The organism is Chryseobacterium gossypii (genome assembly GCF_041361455.1).
GTDB classification, from domain to species: Bacteria; Bacteroidota; Bacteroidia; order Flavobacteriales; family Weeksellaceae; genus Chryseobacterium; species Chryseobacterium gossypii.
Genome location: NZ_JBGCUR010000015.1, coordinates 54,924 through 80,839, shown reverse-complemented (window position 1 = coordinate 80,839; position 25,916 = coordinate 54,924). Strand labels below are relative to the sequence as shown.

Here is a 25,916-nt window from a genome sequence, read left to right as displayed (position 1 = left end):
AGAGCATCTGGTTTACACCCAGAGGGTCGGGGGTTCGAATCCCTCAGGACCCACAGAAAAGGAACGAAACCTTTTAAAAAAATTCGGGTTCTTAGCTCAGTTGGTTCAGAGCATCTGGTTTACACCCAGAGGGTCGGGGGTTCGAATCCCTCAGGACCCACAAGACTCCCTTTAACAGGGAGTTTTTTGTTATATTATGTTGTTTATCTGATTAGATTGATAAAAGTTTCATTTTCTTTCAAAGTTCCCATGGCAGAATTTAAATACCTCGATCGGAACCTTTTTTTGAATCTATCCAAAAACGCCCACCGGTAATTCTTAGTTATTTATGGTATAAGCATATCTACTCTTCTGAGTTTCTTATTTACATTTCCACTTTTCCAATATGCTTGAGAATCTGTAACCAACACTATTAGAAGTGTCATAATAGTTCTGGAATAGGTTGAATTTCATCAGATAATCAATACACGTCAGGTTATGGCGTACCCCTTATGTAGCTTTGTTTTAGAACATTTAAACAAAATATTAATGCTAAAACACAGTTTATGGAAGAATTTGATGATGAATTTGGTGATTTGTCCCATTCAAAGTACTCTATTTTGAAGAGGTAAATCAGGATTTACAGGAAACAACGCTTTTACCAACACAATTATCAACAAGGATAATTCTCCTGATTACCGAAGCTCATTCCATGATTACAGAAACACACCATTAGGTTATTCATATTTGACAGATAATCCTGTATCTGTACTTGCTTCAACAGGGGTCAATGAGAAGGGAGAAAAAGGGTATGAATATTATGCAGAGGTCCTGCCCTGTGAAACAGGTTCTCAGGTATACGGAAGTTATCAGGCTAATGCCAGAAAGAAACAGGCTTTATTTCTGTTTTTATGAGAAATCCCAACAAATCAAACTTCTCTGGTGACTTTTATATTGCCAAAATGGGAGGCTGGATACCTATCCCTATGAATTTTGGCATAATTTATTCTTTAGTTAAAAAAATGATCACCATTATGAAATACGATGAAGCAGTAAAACACAAAAAAGAAGCATTGGAAAAGGCGCATGACTCAGTGCTTCGCAATTACCATATCATTATTACCCCGGCCGATACTAATGAAAGCCGGAAATACATTGATGCCTTTTCTAAAAATCCGGAAGCCTTCAGTGACGACAGCTGCAAGCAATTCAGTTCAAATGATGATTATGAAGTCGTTAGCTTCAGGAAGGAAGAAAGCGACAGCGATCAGTGAGGTATCTCACAAACAAAAAACCTCCATTGAAGGAGGTTAGGTAATAGAAGTTTAGAAGATAATAAAGATGAAAATGAATTATTTTGCTTACCAAAGGTAAAAACAATATGACCTGCCCATTATGATTGAAATCACATTCATCTATTTTATTTTTCTCAGGATCAGGGCCAGTTTATACAGATCCAGGAAACTGATTCTCGGATGCTCAGAAAGCAGATTGCTTTTTATCCTCGCTTCGTACAAGTTATAAACAGCTAAAAATAAAGAGCTTATTCTTAACTTTTTCAATAACATAGCAGCCCTGTACACTTTAATATCTTTTATGAGGGGCTTGCTCTCAGGGCTTTTTGAAAGCTTAAATAAAGTGTTGATTCCCACCTCTGTTTTTTCTAAGAAAACGGCATTGGCAGTGTCGTCCAGATGAATCACGGGATTGTTAATTGCCAGGAATTTCGCATGGTTCTGTTCCAGATGTTTAGCAAACACAAAATCTTCATAACCATATTCGGTAAGATCTTCATTAAAAGGAAACCTTTCAAAAACGCTCTTTTTTATTATAAAATTTACGGTCTTAAATAACGAAAGATCATCTGACCGGTCTCCGGGGAAAATCTCCCGCTTTACAGAATACCTGTTTCTCAGGCTATTGGAATATTGGGGGGCTATTGCAAAATTTCCATAGATCAGATCCAATCTGGGATCTTTATCTATTTCAGCCAGATAATTCTGAAGAAAATCCGTCTTCCCGATCCTGACGTCACAATCCAAAAAAAGAAGATAATCACCCTCGGCATATTTTAAAAACAGATTCCGTATTCGTGCCCGTCCAATATTTTTTTCCAGATAAATAACTTTGCCTACTTTTTCATGAAGCTTACCGTTGATCTGCCGGAAAGCTTCATCTGAAGCATCATCGATCAGGATAATTTCCGCATCTATCCGGTTAGAATTAATCTCCTTAAGTAAACTGAGAACCAGTTCCCGGGTATCAAAATTATAAACAGGAATACAAATGGACAGCCTCATTCAGTCAGAATTTTTTCAACGATTCTCTGAATATCAAGCTCATCCAGGCAGGCCCAGTCTCCTCTGTAGCATTCTTTATCTCCAAAGACAGAACAGGGTCTGCAGGTAAGATCCTTTACCTGGACCACATCCTCCTCACTCTGTCCAAAACCTAAAAATCCCGCATAGGGATGGGTAGATCCCCAAACAGAAACACATCTTGTTCCCATAAGGCTCGCTAAATGCATATTGGCAGAATCCATGGAGATCATAAGCTCGAGCTCAGAAATTTTATGAAGCTCTTCTGTAAGGCTTAGTTTTCCGGCCAGGCTTTGGGTATTGGGAATTTCCCTCTCCCATTTTTCAAGAGTTTCAGCTTCTTTTTTGCCGCCACCGAAAAAATATACTTTATGTTTTTGAGCCAGGATTCTTGCCAGTTCATAGGACTTTTCCAGGGGAAGCATTTTTCCCTTGTGCTGGGCAAAGGGGGCAAATCCTATCCCTGATTTTTGGTGGGTGATCGGCCTCAGCTGATGGGAAAGCTCAATTGTAAAGCCCATTTTGCGGAATACATCCGCGTAGCGCTCAACTGTCGTTTTCAGCTGAACCTTGTTCAGGTTCCAGACATCCGTCAACCTTTCTTTTTCTTCTTTGCCCTTATCTATTTTATAAACTTTTAAACCTTTTCTCCTATAGATCTTATCTAAAATTTTTGTTCTGATGACATCATGAAGATTAGCGATAAGATCCGGCTGAAATTCATTAAGAAGATCATTTGCCAGCCTGTTTAACCCGAAGAAACCTTTATAGTCATCAAAGTTTACCCCTTTGAAAATAACATTCGGAATATCAGTGAATAAGCCTTCAAAATTCTTCCTGGAAACCATTATAATCTCCACATTGGGATTTTGTTCCAGAAACTCCCTGAAGACGGGTGCTGTCATGGCAACATCACCAAAAGCAGAAAAACGATATGCTAAAATCCTTGTCACAACTACGATTTCAGCTGATAAGCAACTGCATAAAATTTGATCTGCTTGGTCATAGCCATCAATCCATTGGCTCTGGAAGGGGAAAGAAACTCCTGCAATCCTATTTCGGAAATAAATCCGAAGTCAGAATCCAGGATCTCCTGGGTAGAGTGCCCGCTGTAAATGCTGACCAGTAAAGAAACAATCCCTTTAGGCAAAATCCCGTCAGAATCCGCATTAAAGTAAAGCTTCCCTTCCTTAAATTCTGCATCGATCCATACCTTGCTCTGGCAGCCTTTAATCAGGTTCTCCTCTGTTTTCTTTTCCTCCGGAAGCCCCTTCAGATCTTTCCCAAGATCGATAATATACTCATATTTCTGCTCCCAGTCCTCAAGAAATGCAAATTCGTCTATTATCTCTTGCTGTTTTTCTTTAATGGTCATTTTTTAACAAATTTCGTTATGCAAAGATACCAATTTTACAAACAATATTTCATTGAGATGCTTTGTCGAAAACTTCAAGTAATTTTGTTTCTTCATTTTCCCAACAGAATTTGCCGGCAGCCTTTTCAAGCTCTTCACGGTAGCCTTTCCTTCCTTTACTGATTACCGTATGTATGGCTCTTGCAATGCTTTCAGGCTGATGATCTTCAATAATTTCACCAATATTAAACCGGTCTTTTATATTTTGCATTTCAGGAAGACCGGACAAGATCAGGGGAACACGCGCCTGAATACAATCAAGGACCTTGTTGGGAAGGGAATAAAAATAGCTGTCCCCGCCATTCTCTTCAATACTTACTCCACAATCTGCAGTTAAAGTAACCTGCCTCAGGTCTTCTGGCTTCAGCTTTCCCAGAAACCGGACCCTGTCACCGAGACCTTCCCGCGAAACCAGTTCCTCATATTCCTTTTTCTTCGGCCCGTCACCCGCAATCTTCAAAAGAACGTTCTCGAGATAAGGCATGGCTAAAATAACCTTGTCTATGCCACGGAAAGGGTTGATCGCTCCCTGATATAAAACCACTTTAGGAGTATTCTCCGGGAAATCAATATCCGGTGCCAATCGCCTGGGCGCATTTCGGACAACCACCGGGCTCACGCCGTACTTTTTTTGAAACCACCGGGCATAGCCTTCGCTTGCAGTGATCATGAGCTTTATCTCAGGGATCACTTTTTTTTCCAGATAACGCCAGAGCTTTTGTGACATTTTGCCCTGAATGGCAGGCATCTCTGAAAAAATTTCATGACTGTCAAACACTAAAGGGATGTTTAATTTCCTGGATACAAGATAATTCGGGAGCAACGCATCAACATCATTCGCATGAAGGATCGTATTCCGATCCGCTTTTTTGCATAACTGCCGGTACAGCTTCCAGTTGAATTCAAAATAAGCTGTTTTCAGGCTTTTTGAAAATAAAGGTATTCTGGAAAAAGAATACGGGCGTTCCATTTTTTCTTCTCCGCCCCAGTTATTTCCTATGAGCTCAACCTGATATCCGTTTTCATGCAGGGTTCTGCATACCTTTTCTATACGCTGGTCTGTATAAAGATTACTGAAAGCGGATGTAATTATTTTATTTTTCATTTATCTTTCCCGTCATTAAATGGTAGATTTGGATAAAGCAAATGAGCCCGTTCGGGATAATGACCGGCCACAGCATCCCACTGAATATTCCATAGATTACAAAACAGATACATCCGATCAGATTGACAATCCTGATTTTTCTTACATCCTTCAAAATAAAACTCAGCACTATAAAAAGTGACGCAGAATATCCAATATAAGTAGCAATTTCAGGGCTCATGAGAAAATTTAAGCGGGAAACAAACTTAATCATTTTCAATAAGATAATAAAATTTTTTCTGCCATAAAGTCATTAATTGATTTTTGGTAAAATATTTGTAATTTAGATAATGAATAAAAGGTAACTCTACCTTTATTCTAATTGAGATATATTATGGATTATAAGTTTTCACAAGGTTTGAGCCAGGTGTTCAAACAAAGCAAGAGCGAAGCGAAAAGGCTGAAAAGTGAATTTCTTAATACAGAACATCTACTTTTAGGTATTATAAAAACAGAAAACTCTGCAAAAGAAATCCTTCAAAACCTTAATGCGGATTTAACACAAATCAGAAGAAAAATTGAAACTCTAAATACGGCAAGTCTTAACCCTATTTCTGAGGAGGTGACCAATATTTCTTTCACGAAGATGGCAGACCATGCCATCAAACGTGCAGAACTGGAGTGCAGACAATATAAAAGCAATGAAATTAATACCGTTCATTTGCTGCTTGGCATTCTATATAAATATGAAGATCCTACCTCCAATATTTTAGGAGCTTATGACATTGACTATGAAGGGGTTTCAAGAGAGTATCAGACAATGCTGAAAAATTCCGGACAGGCACCACAGATGAGTGCCTATGATGACGATGATGAAAGAGAGGAATTTGAGCAGATGAGAAAGCCTACAGGAAACTTAGGCTCTGCCAAAAGTAAAACTCCTACCCTGGATAATTTTGGAAGAGACCTGACCTCCCTGGCGAGAGATGGAAAATTAGACCCTGTGATCGGTCGTGAAAAAGAAATTGAGAGGGTTTCCCAGATCTTATCACGCAGAAAGAAAAACAACCCGCTCCTTATCGGAGAACCCGGAGTTGGTAAATCTGCTATTGCAGAAGGTCTGGCTTTAAGAATCCAACAGAAAAAGGTTTCCCGGGTTCTTTACAACAAACGGGTGATCACACTGGATCTTGCCAGCTTAGTTGCCGGAACGAAATACCGTGGCCAGTTTGAGGAAAGAATGAAAGCAATTATGACCGAACTGGAGAAAAACAGGGATGTCATCCTGTTTATTGATGAGCTTCATACCATCGTTGGTGCCGGAAGTTCTACCGGAAGCCTGGATGCATCCAATATGTTTAAGCCGGCCCTGGCAAGAGGTGAGATACAATGCATCGGAGCCACTACTTTGGATGAATACCGTCAATATATTGAAAAAGACGGAGCTCTGGAAAGAAGATTCCAGAAAGTAATGGTGGAGCCGACGTCTATAGATGAAACCATCCAGATTTTAAATCAGATCAAGGATAAGTATGAAGAGCATCACAATGTGATTTATACCCCTGAGGCCATTGCTGCCTGTGTCAATTTGACATCAAGGTACATTACAGACCGTTTTTTACCGGACAAGGCCATTGATGCAATGGATGAAGCCGGATCCCGTGTCTACATTAAAAACATGAAGGTTCCTACCGAAATCATTGATTTCGAGAAGAAAATTGAAGACATCAAAGAACTGAAGCAAAAAGCTGTAAAAGCCCAGGATTATCTTGAGGCCAGAAAGCTGAAGGATGAAGAAGAACGGCTTCAAATGGAACTGAATGCTGCCCAGGACAAATGGGACAAGGATGTAAAAGAGAAAAAGGAGACCGTAACTGAGGAAAATGTAGCTGAGGTAGTATCTATGATGAGTGGCGTTCCGGTGACCAAAGTAGGTAAAAATGAGCTTGATAAACTGGCACAGATGGATGATAAACTGAACGGAAAGGTAATCGGTCAGGAAGACGCTGTTAAAAAAGTGGTTAAAGCCATTCAGAGAAACAGGGCCGGCCTTAAGGATCCGAACCGTCCAATCGGTACCTTTATCTTCCTTGGTACCACCGGAGTCGGTAAAACCGAGCTGGCCAAAGTAATGGCAAGAGAATTATTTGATTCTGACGAAGCCCTGATCAGAATAGATATGAGTGAATATATGGAGAAATTTGCCGTTTCCAGACTCGTAGGAGCCCCTCCGGGATACGTAGGATACGAAGAAGGCGGTCAGCTAACAGAAGCCGTAAGAAGAAAGCCTTATGCTGTGGTTCTCCTGGATGAGATTGAAAAAGCTCACCCGGATGTATTCAACATTCTGTTACAGATCCTGGATGAAGGCCACGTTACGGACAGTCTGGGAAGAAAAATCGACTTCAGAAACACGATCATCATTCTTACCTCCAATATTGGTACAAGAGACCTTAAAGACTTCGGAGATGGTGTAGGATTCGGAACTTCAGCGAAGAAATCCAGCTCAGATACAAGAGCGAGAAGCACCATCGAAAATGCCCTGAAAAAAGCATTTGCCCCGGAATTCCTGAACAGGATTGATGACATCATTATCTTCAATTCTCTTGAGCAGGATGATATCAAGAAAATCATTGATCTTGAGCTGAACAAGCTTTATGGCAGACTTGAAAAACTAGGATATAAAGTTGAATTAACTGACGCAGCTAAAGACTTTATTTCTGAAAAAGGCTGGGATAAAGATTTCGGTGCAAGGCCATTGAAGCGGGCTATCCAGAAATACATTGAAGACCTGCTGGCGGAAATGCTGGTAAACAAGCAATTAAATGAAGGAGAAACCGTAGTTCTTGATCTGAATGAAGCCAAAGACGGATTGGCCGGGAAAACCCAAAAGCCAAAGAAAACGGCTGAAAAGTCTTCTTAACATAAAATAAATAATTTAATTATAAAAAGCATCGGAATTTTTTCTGATGCTTTTTTTATTCCCACTGATTTTACGGGCATATCTTCCATAAATTTGATTCCACGCATATTCGCGATCAATATCTCATATCATTACAGCCCTACGACGAATCCTATATTCGGGATCAGTCCGCTTGAAAATATACTTTCATTTTCTTTCCAAAGCACATTATACATTATGCCAATCTGCATAAAAGAGTTATTACCGATCCTTTGCATATAACCTCCGCCCAGGTATAATGCCGTTTCTTCCTCATTGGTTTTATAATCGTAAAATTTATCTTTATAGTTGATAAAATACTGCTGGAGGTTGGCACCTAAATAAAAAGTCCTCGCAAAATAATAATTCACAAAAGGACCTACCCCGAACATGGTGGAGCGATAATAATCTGAGGTCTGCCATGATACACTTCCTACAACACCTCCCTCAAGGTCATTGGTAATCCTGTACCCTACCCGTGGTGAGGCCTGAAGATAAAAAGAACTATTGCTCCCGAACCCCAGGCCTATCCCGCCTCCGAAGGTCCATCTGTTGCTATCCTGTGCCGTTGTGCCTGCTGAAACCTGGGAAAATACCGGCCCTGACAAGAGTAGCAGTAAAGGAATAATAAATTTTTCCATATAATATCGTTTTTATCAATGTTTAAAATTATAACTTTTTTTGCGAAAGGGATTATTGTAATTTTGCAGCTGTTAAAATAACTTAAACCAAATTAAATGATTTAAGCAATGAGTACATTCATGTTAAGTTTAAATCTTTTAATCAAACAGATATGAAAGTAGTTATAGGATTATCGGGAGGTGTTGATTCCAGTGTTACAGCATATTTGCTGCAACAGCAGGGCCATGAGGTAGTGGCATTGTTTATGAGAAACTGGAATGATGCTTCCGTGACGTTAGAAGATGAATGTCCGTGGATCGAAGACAGCAATGATGCTTTAATGGTTGCACAGAAACTGGGAATCCCGTTCCAGGTGATCGATATGAGTGAGCTTTACAAGGAGCGCATTGTAGATTATATGTTTGCCGAATATGAGAAAGGACGAACACCGAATCCTGATGTTTTGTGTAACAGAGAGGTGAAGTTTGATGTCTTTATGAAAACGGCAATGTCTCTGGGCGCCGATAAAGTGGCTACCGGGCACTATGCAAGGGTAACCTCAACTTCCGACGAGAACGGAAAAGAGATCTTCCATCTTCTGGCAGGAAAAGACACTAATAAAGACCAGTCTTATTTTCTTTGCCAGCTGAGCCAGGAGCAGCTGTCCAAAGCTTTATTCCCGATCGGTGAACTCACCAAGCCTCAGGTAAGGGAAATCGCCAAGGAAATAGGGCTGGTTACGGCGGATAAAAAAGACTCGCAGGGATTATGCTTTATCGGAAAAGTAAGCCTTCCTCAATTTTTGCAGCAGCAATTAAAACCCAACGGAGGTGAAATTGTAGAAATATTCAAAGATTCTCCTTTATTTTCGAGGGAAAAGCCGGAGTTTTCTTCAAAAAGAGAAGAACTGGAATTTTTATCAGAAAAGACAAGCTATAAAAAATCTGACGGAAAAGTGATCGGAAAACACCAGGGTGCCCAGTTTTTTACGATCGGGCAAAGTAAGGGCCTGGGAATAGGCGGGCATAAGGAAAGCTGTTTTATCATTTCCAGGGATATGGAAAATAACATTCTCTTTGTAGGCGAAGGCCACAGCTTCCCCGGATTGTACAGAAAAGCACTGAAAATCGATAATTCGGAGGTGCACTGGGTCCGTGAAGATTTAGCTTTAAAAAACGGCGAATCAAAAGAAGCTATGGTAAGGATCAGATACAGGCAGCCCCTTCAAAAAGCCATCCTTTATCAATTTGAAGATGCTTTTTATATTGAGTTTGAAGAACCCCAGTCTGCCATTGCAGAAGGTCAGTTTGCAGCCTGGTATGCTGACGACGAGCTTTTAGGAAGTGGTGTGATTGCCTAATGCTTTTTGTTTAAAGATTTTAAAATATACCCTTTATCAGGTTGAGCAGACCCGGAACTTTGGTTTCGGGTTTTATTATCAGAATGCTTTTGTATCTACCTGATCTTATGCTTTAAATTATTCAATAGAACAATCAGCATTACAATACTTTCCGCTATTAATATCATTGCCAGATACCGACAGGTCTTTCCAACATGAATCCTTTTATAAACTTAATAATTCCTATAGCCATATGAGAATCATACCATAGCGGGCTATCCCCGGAACGGAACCTTTGAAAATATTTAAAAGGAAAGGGATATAGAAGCCTGATAGAAGGAGCAGATAATCAGGAATACCTGCCCTTCCAAAGAAAACCTAATCTGCTGGCCAAGCTAAGCCTTATCGTTAAAGTTTTGGGATATTCAAGCTATATTGATTTCATAAATTCACACACCGGCAACTTCAATTTTGGCGACTTGAAAATTGATATGAACAATATATATTATTAGAGTATTTGACCGGTTGTTGGTATTCCTACAACAGAATCCTGTCCGACAATCCTTTGCAGGCCGGAGAAGACCGTATCTGGCGTTTAGCCATGGAAATTTATAAGTCTGAAACATCCGGTGAATACTATATTGAAAGGAGCGGCGGAGATCATCACAAATATTTTGGGAAAGTAATCGCTTATTCGGATTATGTATTCATTATCATGAACAGCAATACTTCATCAGGCAAAGACATTTTATCTCAAGGATAAAAGATATTAATGAAAAGCTTAAAAATCCAGAATACAAGCTCCATGAATTACATTTTATAAGTACATGCATCAGTTTTAACCAGGAACCGATCGCCCTGTTCGAGATATTTCAGAAAGCTGACAGGAAAACCTTTGTCTCCGACTCCATCAGCTTCCCGATCGACAGCGATGAAATACCACGTTCCATCTTGAAACAGCTTGAAGACACACAATCTAAGAGAATTGCTTACAGATAGTTTAGAAACAGAAAAAACATTATCCGTCTTATTCAGCCTACCAGCCATTCTTTGAAGTCTTTCACCCGGTCCCGGCTTACCGTGATCTCTTCAGCTGGCTGAAATTCCAGATCAACTTTATAATACGGGGAAGTATGGATATTTCTAATATGGTCTGAGCTGATGATAAATTGTCTGTTTACCCGGAAAAACTTTTTCTCATCCAGAACACTTTCCAGCTCGTCAAGGGTAAAATCCGAAGGATAGGTGCGTTCCTGAGTCTGTAAATATACGATCTTATTCTCACTGAAAAAACAGCTTACTTCATGGGTCTGGACGATCTTCAGATTATAACCTATTTTCACCAGGATTCTGGAAAGAACGGTCTTTTCCCTCTTTATCAGTTGCTTGATTTCATGAGAGTTTACAGAGTTATCTGAAGGAATAAATGATTTGAATTTTTCAATTGCTCCGGCCAGATCCTCTTCCAAAACAGGCTTTAATAAATAATCAATACTGTTCAGTTTGAATGCTTTCAGGGTATACTGATCAAAAGCCGTTGTATAAATAATGAATCCTTTGGTGGGAACCTTTTCAAAAATATCGAATGACAGGCCATCTCCCAAAACAATGTCTGAAAAGATGAGCTGCGGATGTTCGTTCTCAGAAAACCATTGTATGCCTTCTTCCACCGATTCTATTTTGGCAACAACTTCAATTTCAGGAAAAGCATTCAGCATTCGTTCAAGTTTCCTTGAGGCCGGCTTTTCATCTTCAATAATGACAGTTTTGATCATTAAGCTTTTTGGTTATGATTACAAATCAATAAATTTAGGCAAAAGTTTGGCAGCTTTTAAAAATCAGCCGGGATAATGTCGCTGAGCGAAGATTCATCCCTAGGTAATTAATTTATTAAAGTGTTTTGGTTTTCCTTCTTTCTTCTTCCATTAATTGCCTGATCTTCTTTTCTTCCCATTCTTTTCCGATTCCAAAGACATTGATCGCATGGACGGCTAATCCGATCCCCCATCCCAGCATTGGCCAGAAAAACCATAAATGTCCGGGAGATGTCAGCAGGTTCAGTACTGCCAAAAAAGGAATAATAAGGCAATAGAAGGTAAGATTTCCATAAAATCCTTTTAATTCTTTTACTCTTCTGGATGCTTTTTCATAAGCTGAAGCTTCTTTGTTAAATGATGTAGTCTCCATAATTCTGTGTTTAAAGTAATGTTTATTTTCTGATTCAAATTTATCCCGAAATACTCCTTTAAATCAAATTTATCTCGCTGAACCGTAGAATATGGCATCTGAGCTGCAAAAATCCCGGCTCAGCTGAGCCGGGATGTGAACTATTTGACCAGACAAATCGTTTGCTTTAATAAACAAAGGGGATGAGCTTTTTGGTCTTTTTTCTGTACTCAATGTATTCTTTCCCGAACTGTTCTACAAGCGCCTGTTCCTCAATTTTAATCCTGTAACTGAAGGCTATAAATGGAGGGATGAAAGCCAGGACAAGAGAAACCCAGTTGTTAAGGTAAAGCCCCAGGCCTAAAGAAGTCAGTAATGAAAAGGTATAGGAAGGATGCCTCAGGTATTTATAAAAGCCCTCCCTTTTGATCTTATGATCTTCCTTTATGGAAACATCCACGGTAAAATACTTCCCTAAAGATCTGATAATAATATACCTTAAGATAATTCCCGATATAATAAAAAATTCCCCTAAATAAAGAATCCAAACCTCATCGGTGACAGGAAAATCGGTGATATATGAGACCGTCACTGATACCGCAATGGATAGGACAATCACGATCCATAACAGGCCGAGGGTAGATCTATCCTTTTTCTGATCCTTATCTCCGGATCTCAGTTTTCTTTTATAAATAAATTCACTCAGAAACCATGCTGCCATGGAAATATAAAATAAGAGAGACAGAGTATTCATATTATTTGTTTTTTTTCATTAGTTCTTTTATTTTCTTTTCCTCCCATTTGCTGCCCAGAATAAAACCTGGTAAAAAAATGCTCATTGCATAAACAAGCAGGCCTAATCCCCAAAAAAGCGGAAGAGCAAAATACTGGAACTTCCAGATGGTTTCTCCCGGCTTTAATGCATTGTAATTGAGAAACAGTATGAAGATATTCACCGCAACGTAAATAAAAGCAAATACATAAAAGTTTTTAATTTTCCTTACCTTCTTTGCTGCTTCCTGATAACGGATATCACTTTCCTTAATATTTTCCATGGCCGATTTATTTTTTGTTTTGTTTTTTCAAAATTTCTCTGATTTTTCTTTCTTCCCAGCTTTTCCCGATGGCGAAAACACTTATACCATGGGCGGCGAGACCTATTCCCCATCCCAGCATCGGAAAGTGGAACCAGATATGTCCGGGATTGGTAACAAGGTTTATAATGATCAGGAACGGAATGATGATACAGTAGGAAATGAGATTCCCATAGAAGCTTTTTATTTCCTTCACCCGTTTTTGTGCCTTTTCGTAAGCCTTGTCCCCGTTATCGGGTTCTATACTCACGCCGTCCGGTTTTTCTGACAAGACCGGAAGCTTCACTTTAAAATGATCCTCCGATTTTTCAACGAATACATTTCTTCTGGTTAGCAGAGAATACCGCTGGACAATATTCGCCAGCCCTATTCCCGGACTCTGCTTGATCTGTTCCCTTACCTGAAGGTTGTTTTCAATGCAAAGAGTGTCATTCTCAGAAAAAATTCTTATAATCAGAGGCTTTGAAGAAGTGGCAAAATTGTGTTTTATGCAGTTTTCCAGCAGCAATTGCAATGAAAGCGGAACCACAAATCTGCGGTAGTCCTCTTTTTTAATCTCAAAATTAAAATCCACACTATCTTCAAACCTTGTCTTTAGCAGTTCACAATAGGTTTTCGCAAACTCTATCTCATCTTCTACGGTAACCAGCTCTTTATCTTTTTGCTCCAAAACATACCGGTAAATCTTTGACATTGAGGCAGTAAACTTTTGGGCCTGTTTCGGATTCTCATCGATCAGAGAGCTCAGAACATTTAAAGAATTGAAAAGAAAATGCGGATCAAGCTGGTTTTTAAGACTTTCAAATTGCGCATTGGCAGATTTCGCAATCAGTTTCTGTTCCACTACTTCTTTTCTTGAGCTTTTTCTAAGCTCTTCCATAAAGCTTTTGGCGTGAAGAAAGGCAGAGATCAGCAAAGCAATGTTGATCATGAACCAATTGGTAAAGCTATATTTCCTGGAGAAAAATTCCTGCATTGTAGCCGCTTTCTGAATAACCACAAAGTTTATATAATTACAAAAATATACCAGAATGAAATTGGCGATGAGGATGGAAACGACACTCAGAACCGCCCTGGTTTTCGTTGTTTCAGACCAGGGGAATTTCTTATTGAGAAAATCATTGATAAGCCCATTTCCAAGCCCCAGTACGAAGGAATACATCAAAGAGATAAGAAGGGTGACCATGAAGCTGTGAAAGCTCTTTTCCTCATTGAAGAATAAAAAGAAGAACAGGGCTGTTCCCAATGATACCCAAAGCAAAATGACAATACCCTTACGTTTCATTAATTCAGTTTTCTGGTTCAAAATTAGCGGTTATTAAAGGTATCAAAAATTATTTGTTCCCGAACCGTTCTTTTTCGCTTCTGAACGGCAAAAAAAAACCTTCCCGGGCGGAAGGTTCAATATTTTTTAATCATTCTCGATTACTTTTTAGACTGGCTTAAGAAATATTCAGCCTCTGATTTACCCCAATTTGGATCCAGTGAGGTTTTTGGAGTATAGGCATTGAATTTATTCAAAGCTTCTTTAAACATTTCCAATCCTTTGGCCTTACTTCCACCGTACTGCTCAGGAGTAAAATATGTATCTTCAGCTTTAATCAAAGCTACTCTTGGGTTATTAGGTTCCAGCTTTTCAGCTATTTTAAGTTCTTCTGCCGCTTTCGCACCATCTGTAGCATATCTCTGCTGAGGATTTACCATCATTCTTAAAGAAGCAGCCATTTTTCTAAGCAGGTGAAGCTCGGCATTATCCGTTGGTGCCACATGGGCTGCCGCCCCGATATATTTTTCGGCCTGTCCTGCGATGAAATCCAGATCCTGCGTTTTGCCTTCCTTCATCAATACCCTGCCTTTTTGAATATTGGCAAAAGCGGCATAATAGAACGGAAGCCATTTGTTCTCATCTTTTCCGGCAATCCTATGAAAATCATTTGCTAATGCCTGAAAGTCTTCAGCTGTTTTACAAGTTTCTATTTTGGCGATCTTCTCAGACATTACTTTTTCATAATCTGCCTGTGCAAAAACGGTTAAGCTCATAAAAGCTAAAGCAAAACTTAATAGATATTTCTTCATTTTTTTACTTTTTTAAAGTTAACTTATATTTTATTCAAAGATATGTATTTAATTTATATAATAAAATCATTAAACCTATGGATTATTTATAATTTATAGATTATTGTTAATAGCATCCTGAGTTTTATCCACTCCAAAGCTAATAAACGCTCCGATAAATACAAAGGTATTAACCGGCGGGACTATGGCTGAGCTCCTGGATCCGTCCGGAGAAAAATTATACCCGTATACATTCTTTGATCCTAAGATATTGGAAATACTCAATACAAATACGGTGAAAGCCCTGGCATCTTTTTTACCCAGATTAGGAAGATAATTAAAGCTCAGGTTCAGGGCATTATAGTCTTTCAACCTCCCTTCATGGCGGATATAGTTAAAAGCACCCCCACTTTTCTCTCCTGTTGCGATATCATAATAAGGCCGTCCTTTGGCATAGGTATAGGAAAGATTAACACCTAACTTCCATTCCGGGATAAATCTTTTTGCCACGGCAGAAAGCGTATGTTCTGAGGCAAAATTAGGCTTCAGGCTCACCGGATAATTCATGAAGTCCCTTTGGGAATCCAAAAAAGAATAACTGATCCAGTAATCAATATTTTCAAATGTCTTTTTATCTCTCCAGAAAAGCTCGATTCCCTTGGCATAACCATATCCCTCATTATTCAATGCCGTTTGTACCTGCTGATTCTGGCTTTCTCCGGGATTGATGGCAAAAGTTTTGATCAGCCGGCCGTATTCTTTATAAAATGCCTCAAATCTCAGGCTTCTGCCTTCCGAAGTTCTCTGAAGCTGAAAAATATAATGCTGTGATCTCTGAAAATCAAGATCGGCAGGGCCGTTAATATATCTGCTTTCCGGATTTTGATAGAAAAGTCCATAAGCGAATGAGGTTGTCCAGTTTTTAGCTAAGCGGTAGGCCAGAGCGATTCTGGGAGCGATATTGTTTTTCCCGAGATAAGACGAATGTTCCGCCCTCACTCCTACTTTTGCAGACAGCTGATTGCTGAACCCGAGGTCTGTTTCTACAAAAGCAGCAGAGATAAGATCTTTATAATGTTTATTTATTTCTTCGAAATGAAGTTTCTCATCCGTATTATTGAATTCAAGTCCTCCTCTTACAGCACTGATTCTGTTGATTTTTCGTTCTAAAACAGCTTTGGCATTGATATAATTTCCATCTGTCAACAATTGTGTCCTCTCAGATTCGGCTTCATTGGCCTCCGTTGAAAAATTAAGGTCTGACCTGTTGTATGAATAGGAGGTTCCTATATTCAGAAGATATTTCCCGAATTTTTGCCTGAAAGACAGATTATGATACGTGTTTCTTCCTTTCAGCCTTACCAGGGCAAAGTCATATCCCGGTTCCAGGCTTTCAGACCTTACACCCATTTTATTGCTGTCATACATCCCATAATATTTGAAAAAGCCTCCTGATTTCGTTTTGATCCTGAAATTAAAATCTCCGTTCAGTCCCTGGGGAGCATCAATAAAGTCTGTATTGAAATTAAAGACCTCCTGCATCAGGCTTAGCAGGGAATATCCTAAAGTTGCACCATAAGAATGGTTCTTATCGTTGCTTAGCCTTTGAAATCCTGCGCTTAAGAAGATCGGAGAAACTCCAAAATCATAGGAGCTTTGCTCCGGAAGATCAACACTTTCAAGCATCAGGGCCCCGGAAAGCGCCTGCCCATATAAGGCTGAGTATCCTCCACTTGAGAATATATTCCCTTTAAAGAGTGAGGTATTGAACCTGTCTCTGCAGGCAATCCCGGGAACTGAATTGGAGAAATAGTTGTTGATCAGACTGCCATCCATAAAAATCCTGGATTCACTTCCTGTTCCGCCCCTGATGAAAAGCCCTTCGGACTCTCCTACTTTCTGCACTCCGGGAAGATAATTTAATGCTGAGGAAATCTGTCCGTCTGCCCCGGCGGTGGTATAAATATCAATCGGGGTGAGTAATGCTGTCGCTCTTTTTTTATCGCTTGCCTCAATGGATCCGGCAGATACTACCACTGCATCTATTTCATTGATCTGTTCTTTCAGTTCCGCATTTACGGAGAGATCCTGGTTCTCAATAACGACCGGCTTTTCAACATCATTGTATTTAGGGTGGGTAAAGAGCAGCACATAATTTCCTTTTTCCGCCGTTTCAAAAGAAAAATTCCCACCGGCGTCAGTAGTTGCCCCGTCATAAGTTCCTTTTAATGTAACATTTACCTCTGCTACTCCTTTATTCCTGAAGGTTACTTTTCCCGAAACTTTTATCTGAGCATAATTTAAAATACTGGATAAAAAGGAAGTGAGCAGTAATAGCTTTACGAATTGTGCTTTCATTGATCATTAATTTTCAGCTCAAAAATAAAAGTAATATGCCTTCGGGTAAAAAAAAAATTATTCTGAAAGGTATACTTTCGCTGCTGAACGGCAAATTAACGGCCCAATCCTTTATAATTCAGGGCTGTTTCTGGCATGCTGCCCTCAATATAAAACGGGATAACAAACTGAAATTCATCCGGTATTTATGGCTGTTTTTGAAAAAACGGCATGATCATAACGTTTTTGAAAAATTCTTTTTAAATTTATAAGATTGTTAAATCACTTAAAATCATTTAAAAATGAAAGTACAAAAATTAGCATTATTGGCGGGATGTGCATTATTGGCTGTTTCTTGCGGAACTACAAAAACATATTCTATTAACGCTAAAAGCGGTACACAGACAGGAGGAACTGTCAAGTTTACCCAGAAAGGAAATGAGGTGATAATGAAGCTTGATGTTACTAACCTTACTCCGGGGATCCATGCTGTACATATTCATGAAAAAGCGGATTGCTCTGCAGCAGACGGAACTTCTACAGGAGGACACTGGAACCCTGCCAAAGATGATCACGGAAAATGGGGGGCAGAGCACTTTCACATGGGAGACATCGGTAATCTGGTAGCTGATCAGGATGGAAACGCAACCTTAACCTTTAAGACAGATAAATGGTGCCTGGGTTGTGCAGATGAATCCAAAAACATCTTAGGGAAAGGCCTTATTGTACACGCAGACAAAGATGATTTCCATACCCAGCCTACAGGAAACGCCGGGGGGAGAGTAGGATGTGTAGAGATTAAATAATCAATAATCCGTTCTATTGCAATAAAAAAGACAGCCATTAAGGCTGTCTTTTTTTATGATTTTGCACTCATATCTTCTATAATGTTCATTGCTTCCTGAAGATAGAGGTCCTTTTTAAGGTTTTTGATCCATATTTCAGATTTTTTCTTGAATGCCTCGTCTTTTTTCTCTCTTTCGATCTCGCTCTGATACATGGTAAAGCTAAGGCCGTTTTCAAATTTGGTCAACGACTTGAATTTTTCTATCTGGGCCTTTCTCTGCTTCATCAGCTCATTAAATTTATTGATATTAAGCGTAATGCTTTCTTCTTTATCCAGTTTTTCTCTCCATTGGGCAGATTCCAGCAGCAGCTGATAGTTTTTGTTTTTAGCCATTCTGTCCGCACTTGCTTTCTCCAATGCCTGGCTGTCAAAATAGTTCAGCTTTTGGAAGTTGGTACCTGGAATTTTATCCCATGCCAGGGCAAAGTCATCATACCTTTCTCCTATTTCGGCATAGGTAAAGAAATCCTTCATCTGAATATCGGAAACAATTCCTTTTCTTTGAGTAGATTCTCCGCTGATCCTGTAGAACTTCTGAATTGTCAGCTTTAAAGACCCGAAATCATCTTCCGTATTCAGGAATCTGTTCAGATCAACAAATGTCTGCACAGTTCCTTTTCCGAAAGACTGAGGTGACCCGATAACCATAGCTCTGCCGTAATCCTGCATTACTCCGGCTAAAATTTCGGATGCCGAGGCGGAAAGCTCATTCTGCATAATCACCAGCGGGCCTGTCCAGATCGGAGTTTCATTTCTGTTTCTTAAAGTCTGAATCTTACCGTTTCCGTCTTTTACCTGTACATAAGGACCTGCTTTCATAAAAAGTCCCATGATATCCCCTACTTCTGTCAATGATCCTCCGCCGTTATTCCTCAGGTCTAACACAATTCCCTGAATGTTCTGTTCCTTAAGTTTGATGATTTCGTTCTTGATATCATCAGATGCATTCCTGCCTTTAGAGTCTTCAAAATCTGCATTGAAGCTTGGCAAATTGATGAACCCGTATTTTTTGCCGTTTGGCGCGTTTACAATGATGCTTCTCGCAAAGGTGTCTTCTATGGCCACCTCTTCACGGATCATGGTCACATCTTTTATGGTTCCATCCTTCTTTTGAACTGTTAAGGTAACCGGAGTTCCTTTTTCTCCCCTGATCAGTCTTACCGCTTCATCCGAAAGCATTCCTACCACATTTACAGCATCTTCCTTAGGTTTAGACTTTACTTTGAGGATCTTGTCCCCTTCTGAAAGCTGCTTCGATTTCCAGGCCGGAGCTCCGATAGTTAAAGCCCCTAAATAAAGGTTTCCTTTTTTCTCCTGAATAATCGCACCAATCCCGATGACCTTCCCTGTAAAATTGGTATCGAAATCTTCTTTATCTTTTGGAGAATAGTAGTTGGTATGCGGATCAAAAACTTCGGTATAGGCATTCATATACACCGTAAACCAATCCATTTTTTTCCTTTTCTTAAACCTTGTAAAGGTCTCTTTTACCAGGTCCTTCACTTCTTCAGTAGCTTTCACCCTTTTTTGCTCGGGAGTAAGGATCTGAAGTTTGATCGTATCTTTCAGTTTATACTTCTGAACAGAATCTTTTTTCTCTTTCTGGGTTTCCTCCTTACTGTTCATAGATTCTATTTCCTGAAGAATATTGTATTTAATGAATTTCTTCCATTCATTATACTGCTCAGTCTTATTAGCCGGCACTTTTTTCAGTTTTGGCTCAAGGATCAGCGTTTCGTCTTCTTCAAGATTGATAGGCTTGCTGAAAATATCCTGAGTAATCTTATCGATCTCATCCACCCTCTGATAAAGTCTGTCAACCGTAAGCTTATAGAAAGTAAGATCCCCCATGTTCAGATAATCATCAAGCTTGGTCTCATGCTTGCTGAATTCATCCATATCCGACTGCAGAAAATATCTTTTGGCCGGATCTATCATTTCAAAATAATGCTTGTAAACATCTTTTGAATAGGCATCATTAATGGGCTTAGGGCTATAATGTAAATAAGAAAGGGTGTTTTTTACGCTTACCATTATTGTCTGCATCTTTTCATCATCATTTTTAGGTGAATTGAAGCAAAACATGAGACTTGTTAATGGAATCAGTAGTAGAAATTTATTTAGCTTAAAATTTTTCCACATAAATCGGACATGTATTTTATTAATTTAAAAAAGTATATTAATTAGTAGCAATAAGTGAATTACTGTTACAAACTATCAAATTTAATACCTTATTTACAAATATCGAATAGTTTTGAACATTTTTATTTGATGAAATGCAATTAATTATTTCTCATTTAACAACTAAAAATATTAAGTCAATATTACAGGGGATCATTTTTTAAGAAATCCGCGCCATATTTTCAAAATAATTAAATAAAAAATAAATTAATATTAAAATCCAGATCAAATAAACAAAAATAATTATAAGCTTACAGTAGAATTGTAAATAACTTATGCATCACGTCGCCAGTTGCGACTGTTAATGCTTAAGACAGTTTTTTTGTCTGACAGGAATATTTAAAAACAGTTTGCAAACAACGTTATTTGACAAAAAACATTTTTATACAAGTTATTTTCTTTAGATTTGAATTGTCATTAAACAGATGACTTAAAGGGCAAAGGTTTATTCATTATACAGTTTATCTAAATTCGTTCACGCTATTTAATAAATGTAATTTTAATAATGAGCAAATTACATTGTATATTTGTCAAAACTAATTTTTTATGGAAAAACCACTTATTCTGGTTACTAATGATGATGGAATTACGGCACCAGGTGTCCGAAATCTTGTAAGTTTTATGAACGAAATAGGAGAAGTTGTTGTAGTGGCTCCTAATTCTCCCCAAAGTGGAAAAGGTCATGCTATCACTATTAATTCTACTTTAAGCTTTGAGGAAGTACACCTTGAGGGACCCCAGAGAGATTTCTCCTGCAGCGGCACCCCCGTTGATTGTGTAAAAATGGCTCTTGATAAAATTCTGAAAAGAAGGCCAGATATTGTGGTATCCGGGATCAATCATGGAGCTAATTCTTCCATTAACGTGATCTACTCCGGAACAATGTCTGCAGCTGTGGAAGCGGGGGTGGAAGGAATTCCGGCCATCGGATTCTCCCTGCTTGATTTCAGTTGGGAGGCTGACTTTACCCAGGCAAAGGAGCATATTCAGAATATCGTTAAAAGAACGCTGGAAAACCCAATGCCAAAAGGGATTGTTCTGAATGTGAATATCCCCAAACTGAAAAAAGAGGAGATAAAAGGCGTAAAAGTATGCAAGCAGGCTCATGCCAAATGGGAAGAAAGCTTTGATGAAAGAGTGAACCCGCACGGGAAAAAATATTACTGGCTTACGGGCTACTTTAATAACATGGATGATTCTGAAGATGCCGATGAGACCGCCCTGGCCAACGGATATATCTCAATCGTCCCGGTAAAGTTTGACCTTACTGCTTATGAATATATGAAAACTCTGGAAGAGGTAATGAATTTCAACAATGTATCATAAACTGGACAATCCTGTATACCATTCACTTAATGAATACCATGAAAAGTTTTGCTTAAATATAGGCTCCACCAAGTTCTATAATCCCGAAGTAGCCACCTTTGGCGGAGCTGAGACTATCTCAGCGGAAAAAGATCTTGAAGGTTATCTGCATATCTGTCATGACTTTCTGATCTTCGGGGCAAGACCTGATCTTGGGAATTTAACCGTAGAATTATCAAAGCTTGTTTGTGACCAATACGTTCTTGAAAATAGTCCTGAAGTTGACATCACGGAAGAGATCATACCCCTTGGAGAAAACCATCATGAAGAATTGCTGGCTTTTGTTAAGAAATTCTATCCTCATTATTTCAAAGCCAGGACTCCTGAATTGGGCCGTTATTTTGGCATTTTCAAGGATAATAAACTGGTTGCAGTAACAGGCGAAAGAATGCAGATGAATGATATGACTGAGGTAAGCGCCGTGATCACGGATACTGATCATCTCGGAAAAGGTTACGCAAAACAGCTGGTAGCTTTTGTTTCCGGGAAAATCTTTGAAACGGGGAAAACACCATTCCTGCATGTTGCAGAAAACAATACAGGCGCAAAAAGGCTCTATGAAAAACTGGGGTTCGGGCACAGAGGAAAGATCAGCTTATGGGGTGTGAAACAATAACTTACACCCTTTTTATACCACCAGACCTGCAACTTACCTTGCTCTAAAACAGCACTTTATCTTCCTTCCTGAGCTTTTCCAGGTATCTGCTTTTATCGTCCCTGTAGAAAAGATTCATCGTTTCAAAGGGAATGAGCTTTAAATCTTTATTTACAATATGAACACAGGATTTTTTTACCGCTCTCACATCAAAATCATGGGCATCCATAAAATTCATGATAATGATCCTGAACAGATTATCATAATCAAGATCCGGAGCACAAACGTCAGGCAAACAACATAATAGCTGATTTACCTTAGGTTTTACCTTATCTACGGAAATCCCGGTGCTGAAAATGTCCAAGAGCTGCATGTGCAGGCCTTTATCCTGTTCATAAACAATGGTATTCCTGGATTCATTGTTCAGTAAATCAGCAGGACTGATGTACCTCGTCAAAGGTATTGTTTCACCCTGAAGCTTTAGGATATAGCCCATGGCCAGGGCATCAGGATTACAGGGCACAGGAATGATATCGTCCGGACTCAGAAGAGGAAACTGCTTTAAGATCTCTTCCCTTACCTCCGTTAAAGTGATTTTCTCACCGGCAGAATCTTCCCGGCTTCTTCCGGCAATCTCTACAGGCTGAAAAGTGACTCCTCGCACACACTTTTGCTTTAAGGCAAATTCAATAATCTTCCCTATTTCATCGATATTTTTATCTTTCTGCAATACAATTACAAGGGTGGTTGAAAGATTGAGTGCATTCAGCTTTTCCAGTGCCCTCATTCGGACGTCGGTAAGGTCTTTTCCCCGGAAGTCCCGTAAAACTTCAGGCTCAAAGGAATCGAACTGCAGATAGATCTCAAACTCCGGAGCATAGGTAGCTAATTTTTCTGCAAAACCCGGGTCATTGGCAATTCTTATTCCATTGGTATTAAGCATCAGGTGCTTTATCGGTTTTGATTTTGCAATATCCAGGATTTTAAAGAATTCAGGATGGATCGTAGGTTCTCCGCCGCTGATCTGAACCACATCAGGTTCACCCTCATTTTTTACAATCACATCAAACATGGCTTCAATTTCCTCGAGGCTCCTATGGCTTCCGTAATGAGGCGAAGACATCGCATAACACGTCGGACATGTCAAATTACATCGATCCGTAACTTCAACTATCGAAAGACAGCTATGTTGCTCATGATCCACACATAGACCACAATCGTAAGGGCAGCCGTACTCTACACCGGTTCCGAAGTGAAGAGGCATTTCTGAGGCCTTATTATAATTTCTGATGTTCTTGTAATAAGGGACATCCGATGCTATTTTTGTTTTAAAAAAACCATGATCAGGACATCTTTTTGTCATGAAAACCGATCCGTTTTCTATAATGATTTTAGCACCTACTCTTTTCAGGCATTCAGGACAAAGGCTGATGGTATAGTCGTAATAAGTATAATTTCTTACAGGCATAATTCAATTTTAAATTCCTCCTCCACAAATATATCCACTGATCAACCCAAAAATTAAAAGGGAAATAATCATGGTCTGTATAAACTGCTTTCTGGAAAACTTCCGGTTATCCCCGGATTCGTAAATCACCTTGATGATAAGGGTTACCACAAAAGAAACAGCTAATGCGATAAAAGCTATTACCAGAAAAATCAATACGAAGATCCCTACAAAATCTCCTCCAATCTCCAAAAACGTTAAAGGCTGTTTCATACTCCGGATATTTTAAGTGAATTTACGGCTTTCGTTTTTTTAATTTTAAAAATATAATAAATAATCACACCCGCACACACAATCTGTATGGTTCCCAGACTGCCGGCAATTTCCACTTTCGGCTTTATGAAATCCAGGAAAAACCTGAACATGAAATAGCTCAGCATAAATAACTGAAAAATAAAGCCAGAAGGATATTTTTTCTTTCTTAGCACACCTTTGAGGCCTATCCAGAGTATTACCAAAAATACAATCTCATATAGGGCAACAGGATGTCTCAGATAGGGGTCGCCAAGATGCATGCCGAAAACAGAGCCCGTAGGAAGCCCGTATGTTTCTTCGTAAATTCCTGTGAGAAAGCATCCGACCCGCCCTATAATCATAGCCAAAATTAAAGGAAAAACCATCAAATCTCCTGTGCTTGCCTTATGACCGACGATCTTTTTAGCCGTCTCCACTCCTATCAGCCCAAATGCAAGCCCGCCAACTATTGTATTATTAGACCAGATCTTCTGTAAACTCAGATTCTCAAATAAAGTATGGGGATTCTCCAGATTTCCGATTAGCTTGGATCCTACCAAAGCTCCTGCGGTAGCTCCGATGATAACCGCTGCTGATGTGTTGAACGACAGCTTTTGATCTGATTTTCCTTTCAGATAAAAATAATAGCGCATTCCTATAAACATTCCCAAGGCTTCAAACAAAGGATGCGCAAGAAATGTTCTGCCGAAAATATGAAATGTAACAGGAAAATCCATCTCCTCAAAAATACTGCATTTAATATTATTTGTTACCTTTATTATTCAAAATAATTACAAAATGCGTATAGAATATGATATAAAACTGGGATTTAAGGATGTAATGTTCCGTCCCAAACGCTCTACATTAAAGTCCCGCTCGGAAGTTGACCTTGAAAGGGAATTTACCTTCAGACATACCGGAAAAAAATGGAAAGGCATTCCTATTATTGCTGCCAACATGGATACTGTGGGAACATTTGAAATGGCTGTAGAGCTGGCCAAAGATAAAATTATCACTGCTATCCACAAGCATTATTCCGTTGAGGAATGGGATGAGTTTTTACAAAATCAGCCTGAGAGCATTCACCAATATATTGCATTGAGCACCGGGACAGGCCTTTCTGACGAGGAAAAGATAAAACAGATCCTCAGAAAGCACCCGAAAATTGAATTTCTTTGTATAGATGTTGCCAATGGGTATTCTGAGCATTTCGTGGATTTTGTGAAGAAAACAAGAGCTAATTTTCCGGATAAAGTCATCATGGCCGGAAATGTTGTTACAGGCGAAATGGTGGAAGAACTTCTACTGGTAGGTGCAGATATCATAAAAGTAGGGATCGGGCCCGGCTCAGTGTGTACGACCCGGGTAAAAACCGGTGTGGGCTATCCGCAGCTATCGGCAATCATTGAATGTTCCGATGCGGCGCATGGTCTGGGAGGCCATATTATTGCGGACGGGGGATGCAAGGTTCCGGGAGACGTTGCCAAAGCTTTTGGTGGCGGTGCAGATTTCGTGATGCTTGGCGGAATGTTTGCCGGCCATGACGAAAGCGGAGGTGAGATTGTAGAAGAAAATGGTAAAAAATTCCGGTTATTCTATGGAATGAGCTCAAAAACAGCAATGGAGAAGCATTCGGGAGGAGTGGCCGAATACAGGGCTTCCGAAGGCAAAACGGTAAAGGTAGCTTATAAAGGCCCGGTATCAGAGACTGTGAAGGACATTTTAGGAGGAGTACGCTCTACCTGCACCTATGTAGGGGCATCCAGACTGAAGGAATTATCAAAAAGAACCACTTTCATCAGAGTACAGGAACAGGAAAATCAGGTATTTAAAGATTAG

Annotated in this window: 26 protein-coding genes and 1 tRNA gene; 10 read left to right on the top strand and 17 right to left on the bottom strand. The window is 39.4% G+C overall.

Annotated features, from left to right (window positions below):
- Positions 1-85: 85 nt before the first annotated feature.
- The 3 genes from ABMQ40_RS10040 (at position 86) to ABMQ40_RS10030 (ending at position 1,253) form a co-directional block, all read left to right on the top strand.
- A tRNA-Val gene (locus tag ABMQ40_RS10040) sits at positions 86-160 on the top strand.
- A 566-nt stretch (positions 161-726) separates the two neighbouring features.
- Entirely contained in the window at positions 727-894 is a 168-nt protein-coding gene (locus ABMQ40_RS10035; RefSeq protein WP_370899134.1) for a hypothetical protein, read from the top strand.
- Positions 891-1,253: a hypothetical protein gene (locus tag ABMQ40_RS10030; RefSeq protein WP_370899132.1), complete on the top strand. Its 363-nt coding sequence runs from the start codon at positions 891-893 to the stop codon at positions 1,251-1,253. Before ABMQ40_RS10035 ends, ABMQ40_RS10030 begins: the two co-directional genes overlap by 4 nt.
- Before the next feature lie 141 nt (positions 1,254-1,394).
- Here ABMQ40_RS10030 and ABMQ40_RS10025 read toward each other — a convergent pair whose 3' ends face one another.
- From ABMQ40_RS10025 to ABMQ40_RS10005, 5 genes are read right to left on the bottom strand one after another with little or no spacing between them, the layout of a single operon-like run.
- Entirely contained in the window at positions 1,395-2,279 is an 885-nt protein-coding gene (locus ABMQ40_RS10025; RefSeq protein WP_370899130.1) for a glycosyltransferase family 2 protein, read from the bottom strand.
- Complete coding sequence (locus tag ABMQ40_RS10020) at positions 2,276-3,202, bottom strand: glycosyltransferase family 9 protein (protein ID WP_370899138.1); 927 nt, start codon at positions 3,200-3,202, stop codon at positions 2,276-2,278. The genes ABMQ40_RS10025 and ABMQ40_RS10020 overlap by 4 nt, the downstream gene beginning before the upstream one ends.
- A gap of 50 nt (positions 3,203-3,252) precedes the next feature.
- Positions 3,253-3,672: a SufE family protein gene (locus tag ABMQ40_RS10015; RefSeq protein ID WP_370899128.1), complete on the bottom strand. Its 420-nt coding sequence runs from the start codon at positions 3,670-3,672 to the stop codon at positions 3,253-3,255.
- A 49-nt stretch (positions 3,673-3,721) separates the two neighbouring features.
- Positions 3,722-4,816: a glycosyltransferase family 4 protein gene (locus tag ABMQ40_RS10010; protein WP_370899126.1), complete on the bottom strand. Its 1,095-nt coding sequence runs from the start codon at positions 4,814-4,816 to the stop codon at positions 3,722-3,724.
- Positions 4,806-5,036 carry a uroporphyrinogen decarboxylase gene (locus tag ABMQ40_RS10005; RefSeq protein ID WP_370899124.1) on the bottom strand — a complete coding sequence of 77 codons (231 nt, stop codon included), beginning with the start codon at positions 5,034-5,036 and terminating at the stop codon, positions 4,806-4,808. Before ABMQ40_RS10005 ends, ABMQ40_RS10010 begins: the two co-directional genes overlap by 11 nt.
- A gap of 153 nt (positions 5,037-5,189) precedes the next feature.
- On the opposite strand from ABMQ40_RS10005, the gene ABMQ40_RS10000 reads away from it, so the two are divergent.
- Positions 5,190-7,718 carry an ATP-dependent Clp protease ATP-binding subunit gene (locus ABMQ40_RS10000; protein WP_370899122.1) on the top strand — a complete coding sequence of 843 codons (2,529 nt, stop codon included), beginning with the start codon at positions 5,190-5,192 and terminating at the stop codon, positions 7,716-7,718.
- A gap of 131 nt (positions 7,719-7,849) precedes the next feature.
- On the opposite strand, the gene ABMQ40_RS09995 is transcribed toward ABMQ40_RS10000, so the two are convergent.
- On the bottom strand, positions 7,850-8,377 hold the full coding sequence (locus ABMQ40_RS09995) for a hypothetical protein (protein WP_370899120.1): 528 nt from the start codon (positions 8,375-8,377) through the stop codon (positions 7,850-7,852).
- 152 nt (positions 8,378-8,529) lie between these two features.
- Between ABMQ40_RS09995 and mnmA the strand changes: the two genes are divergently transcribed.
- On the top strand, positions 8,530-9,717 hold the full coding sequence (gene mnmA, locus ABMQ40_RS09990; protein WP_370899118.1) for a tRNA 2-thiouridine(34) synthase MnmA: 1,188 nt from the start codon (positions 8,530-8,532) through the stop codon (positions 9,715-9,717).
- A 496-nt stretch (positions 9,718-10,213) separates the two neighbouring features.
- On the top strand, positions 10,214-10,459 hold the full coding sequence (locus tag ABMQ40_RS09985; protein WP_370899116.1) for a hypothetical protein: 246 nt from the start codon (positions 10,214-10,216) through the stop codon (positions 10,457-10,459).
- 268 nt (positions 10,460-10,727) lie between these two features.
- Here ABMQ40_RS09985 and ABMQ40_RS09980 read toward each other — a convergent pair whose 3' ends face one another.
- The 7 genes from ABMQ40_RS09980 to ABMQ40_RS09950 all read right to left on the bottom strand — a co-directional run bounded on the left by ABMQ40_RS09980 (position 10,728) and on the right by ABMQ40_RS09950 (position 17,369).
- The gene (locus tag ABMQ40_RS09980; RefSeq protein ID WP_370899114.1) at positions 10,728-11,471 is read right to left on the bottom strand and encodes a LytR/AlgR family response regulator transcription factor; all 744 of its coding nucleotides are present in this window, start codon (positions 11,469-11,471) and stop codon (positions 10,728-10,730) included.
- A 115-nt stretch (positions 11,472-11,586) separates the two neighbouring features.
- Entirely contained in the window at positions 11,587-11,883 is a 297-nt protein-coding gene (locus tag ABMQ40_RS09975; protein ID WP_370899112.1) for a 2TM domain-containing protein, read from the bottom strand.
- 166 nt (positions 11,884-12,049) lie between these two features.
- Positions 12,050-12,616, bottom strand: coding sequence for a methyltransferase family protein (locus tag ABMQ40_RS09970; protein ID WP_370899110.1), 567 nt, complete (start codon positions 12,614-12,616; stop codon positions 12,050-12,052).
- Between the two features lies 1 nt (position 12,617).
- The gene (locus ABMQ40_RS09965) at positions 12,618-12,917 is read right to left on the bottom strand and encodes a 2TM domain-containing protein (protein WP_370899108.1); all 300 of its coding nucleotides are present in this window, start codon (positions 12,915-12,917) and stop codon (positions 12,618-12,620) included.
- A gap of 7 nt (positions 12,918-12,924) precedes the next feature.
- Complete coding sequence (locus ABMQ40_RS09960; RefSeq protein WP_370899106.1) at positions 12,925-14,241, bottom strand: 2TM domain-containing protein; 1,317 nt, start codon at positions 14,239-14,241, stop codon at positions 12,925-12,927.
- A gap of 140 nt (positions 14,242-14,381) precedes the next feature.
- The gene (locus tag ABMQ40_RS09955; protein ID WP_370899104.1) at positions 14,382-15,032 is read right to left on the bottom strand and encodes a hypothetical protein; all 651 of its coding nucleotides are present in this window, start codon (positions 15,030-15,032) and stop codon (positions 14,382-14,384) included.
- Positions 15,033-15,125: 93 nt separating this feature from the next.
- On the bottom strand, positions 15,126-17,369 hold the full coding sequence (locus ABMQ40_RS09950; RefSeq protein WP_370899102.1) for a TonB-dependent receptor: 2,244 nt from the start codon (positions 17,367-17,369) through the stop codon (positions 15,126-15,128).
- A 281-nt stretch (positions 17,370-17,650) separates the two neighbouring features.
- Between ABMQ40_RS09950 and ABMQ40_RS09945 the strand changes: the two genes are divergently transcribed.
- The gene (locus ABMQ40_RS09945) at positions 17,651-18,154 is read left to right on the top strand and encodes a superoxide dismutase family protein (protein WP_370899100.1); all 504 of its coding nucleotides are present in this window, start codon (positions 17,651-17,653) and stop codon (positions 18,152-18,154) included.
- A gap of 53 nt (positions 18,155-18,207) precedes the next feature.
- Here ABMQ40_RS09945 and ABMQ40_RS09940 read toward each other — a convergent pair whose 3' ends face one another.
- Positions 18,208-20,337, bottom strand: coding sequence for a carboxy terminal-processing peptidase (locus ABMQ40_RS09940; RefSeq protein WP_370899098.1), 2,130 nt, complete (start codon positions 20,335-20,337; stop codon positions 18,208-18,210).
- Positions 20,338-20,922: 585 nt separating this feature from the next.
- Between ABMQ40_RS09940 and surE the strand changes: the two genes are divergently transcribed.
- Complete coding sequence (gene surE, locus ABMQ40_RS09935; RefSeq protein ID WP_370899096.1) at positions 20,923-21,702, top strand: 5'/3'-nucleotidase SurE; 780 nt, start codon at positions 20,923-20,925, stop codon at positions 21,700-21,702.
- Positions 21,692-22,357, top strand: a complete 666-nt coding sequence (locus tag ABMQ40_RS09930; RefSeq protein ID WP_370899094.1) for a GNAT family N-acetyltransferase — start codon at positions 21,692-21,694, stop codon at positions 22,355-22,357. The genes surE and ABMQ40_RS09930 overlap by 11 nt, the downstream gene beginning before the upstream one ends.
- A 43-nt stretch (positions 22,358-22,400) precedes the next feature.
- Here ABMQ40_RS09930 and ABMQ40_RS09925 read toward each other — a convergent pair whose 3' ends face one another.
- From ABMQ40_RS09925 to ABMQ40_RS09915, 3 genes are read right to left on the bottom strand one after another with little or no spacing between them, the layout of a single operon-like run.
- Entirely contained in the window at positions 22,401-23,804 is a 1,404-nt protein-coding gene (locus ABMQ40_RS09925) for a radical SAM protein (RefSeq protein WP_370899092.1), read from the bottom strand.
- A 9-nt stretch (positions 23,805-23,813) separates the two neighbouring features.
- Positions 23,814-24,056, bottom strand: coding sequence for a hypothetical protein (locus ABMQ40_RS09920; protein ID WP_370899090.1), 243 nt, complete (start codon positions 24,054-24,056; stop codon positions 23,814-23,816).
- Entirely contained in the window at positions 24,053-24,814 is a 762-nt protein-coding gene (locus ABMQ40_RS09915) for a prolipoprotein diacylglyceryl transferase (protein WP_370899088.1), read from the bottom strand. The genes ABMQ40_RS09920 and ABMQ40_RS09915 overlap by 4 nt, the downstream gene beginning before the upstream one ends.
- Before the next feature lie 61 nt (positions 24,815-24,875).
- Here ABMQ40_RS09915 and ABMQ40_RS09910 point away from each other — a divergent pair, with 61 nt between their 5' ends.
- Positions 24,876-25,916 carry a GMP reductase gene (locus ABMQ40_RS09910; RefSeq protein ID WP_370899086.1) on the top strand — a complete coding sequence of 347 codons (1,041 nt, stop codon included), beginning with the start codon at positions 24,876-24,878 and terminating at the stop codon, positions 25,914-25,916.

Coding starts and splice junctions, on each gene's coding strand:
- ABMQ40_RS09975 (WP_370899112.1), bottom strand. CDS start 11,883: ATGGAGACTACATCATTTAACAAAGAAGCTTCAGCTTATGAAAAAGCA.
- mnmA (WP_370899118.1), top strand. CDS start 8,530: ATGAAAGTAGTTATAGGATTATCGGGAGGTGTTGATTCCAGTGTTACA.
- ABMQ40_RS09910 (WP_370899086.1), top strand. CDS start 24,876: ATGCGTATAGAATATGATATAAAACTGGGATTTAAGGATGTAATGTTC.
- ABMQ40_RS09955 (WP_370899104.1), bottom strand. CDS start 15,032: ATGAAGAAATATCTATTAAGTTTTGCTTTAGCTTTTATGAGCTTAACC.
- ABMQ40_RS09980 (WP_370899114.1), bottom strand. CDS start 11,471: ATGATCAAAACTGTCATTATTGAAGATGAAAAGCCGGCCTCAAGGAAA.
- ABMQ40_RS10005 (WP_370899124.1), bottom strand. CDS start 5,036: ATGAGCCCTGAAATTGCTACTTATATTGGATATTCTGCGTCACTTTTT.
- ABMQ40_RS09940 (WP_370899098.1), bottom strand. CDS start 20,337: ATGTGGAAAAATTTTAAGCTAAATAAATTTCTACTACTGATTCCATTA.
- ABMQ40_RS09930 (WP_370899094.1), top strand. CDS start 21,692: ATGTATCATAAACTGGACAATCCTGTATACCATTCACTTAATGAATAC.
- ABMQ40_RS09920 (WP_370899090.1), bottom strand. CDS start 24,056: ATGAAACAGCCTTTAACGTTTTTGGAGATTGGAGGAGATTTTGTAGGG.
- ABMQ40_RS09970 (WP_370899110.1), bottom strand. CDS start 12,616: ATGAATACTCTGTCTCTCTTATTTTATATTTCCATGGCAGCATGGTTT.
- surE (WP_370899096.1), top strand. CDS start 20,923: ATGGAAAAACCACTTATTCTGGTTACTAATGATGATGGAATTACGGCA.
- ABMQ40_RS10030 (WP_370899132.1), top strand. CDS start 891: ATGAGAAATCCCAACAAATCAAACTTCTCTGGTGACTTTTATATTGCC.
- ABMQ40_RS10025 (WP_370899130.1), bottom strand. CDS start 2,279: ATGAGGCTGTCCATTTGTATTCCTGTTTATAATTTTGATACCCGGGAA.
- ABMQ40_RS10000 (WP_370899122.1), top strand. CDS start 5,190: ATGGATTATAAGTTTTCACAAGGTTTGAGCCAGGTGTTCAAACAAAGC.
- ABMQ40_RS09965 (WP_370899108.1), bottom strand. CDS start 12,917: ATGGAAAATATTAAGGAAAGTGATATCCGTTATCAGGAAGCAGCAAAG.
- ABMQ40_RS09945 (WP_370899100.1), top strand. CDS start 17,651: ATGAAAGTACAAAAATTAGCATTATTGGCGGGATGTGCATTATTGGCT.
- ABMQ40_RS09960 (WP_370899106.1), bottom strand. CDS start 14,241: ATGAAACGTAAGGGTATTGTCATTTTGCTTTGGGTATCATTGGGAACA.
- ABMQ40_RS10015 (WP_370899128.1), bottom strand. CDS start 3,672: ATGACCATTAAAGAAAAACAGCAAGAGATAATAGACGAATTTGCATTT.
- ABMQ40_RS10010 (WP_370899126.1), bottom strand. CDS start 4,816: ATGAAAAATAAAATAATTACATCCGCTTTCAGTAATCTTTATACAGAC.
- ABMQ40_RS09950 (WP_370899102.1), bottom strand. CDS start 17,369: ATGAAAGCACAATTCGTAAAGCTATTACTGCTCACTTCCTTTTTATCC.
- ABMQ40_RS09915 (WP_370899088.1), bottom strand. CDS start 24,814: ATGGATTTTCCTGTTACATTTCATATTTTCGGCAGAACATTTCTTGCG.
- ABMQ40_RS09995 (WP_370899120.1), bottom strand. CDS start 8,377: ATGGAAAAATTTATTATTCCTTTACTGCTACTCTTGTCAGGGCCGGTA.
- ABMQ40_RS09925 (WP_370899092.1), bottom strand. CDS start 23,804: ATGCCTGTAAGAAATTATACTTATTACGACTATACCATCAGCCTTTGT.
- ABMQ40_RS10020 (WP_370899138.1), bottom strand. CDS start 3,202: ATGACAGCACCCGTCTTCAGGGAGTTTCTGGAACAAAATCCCAATGTG.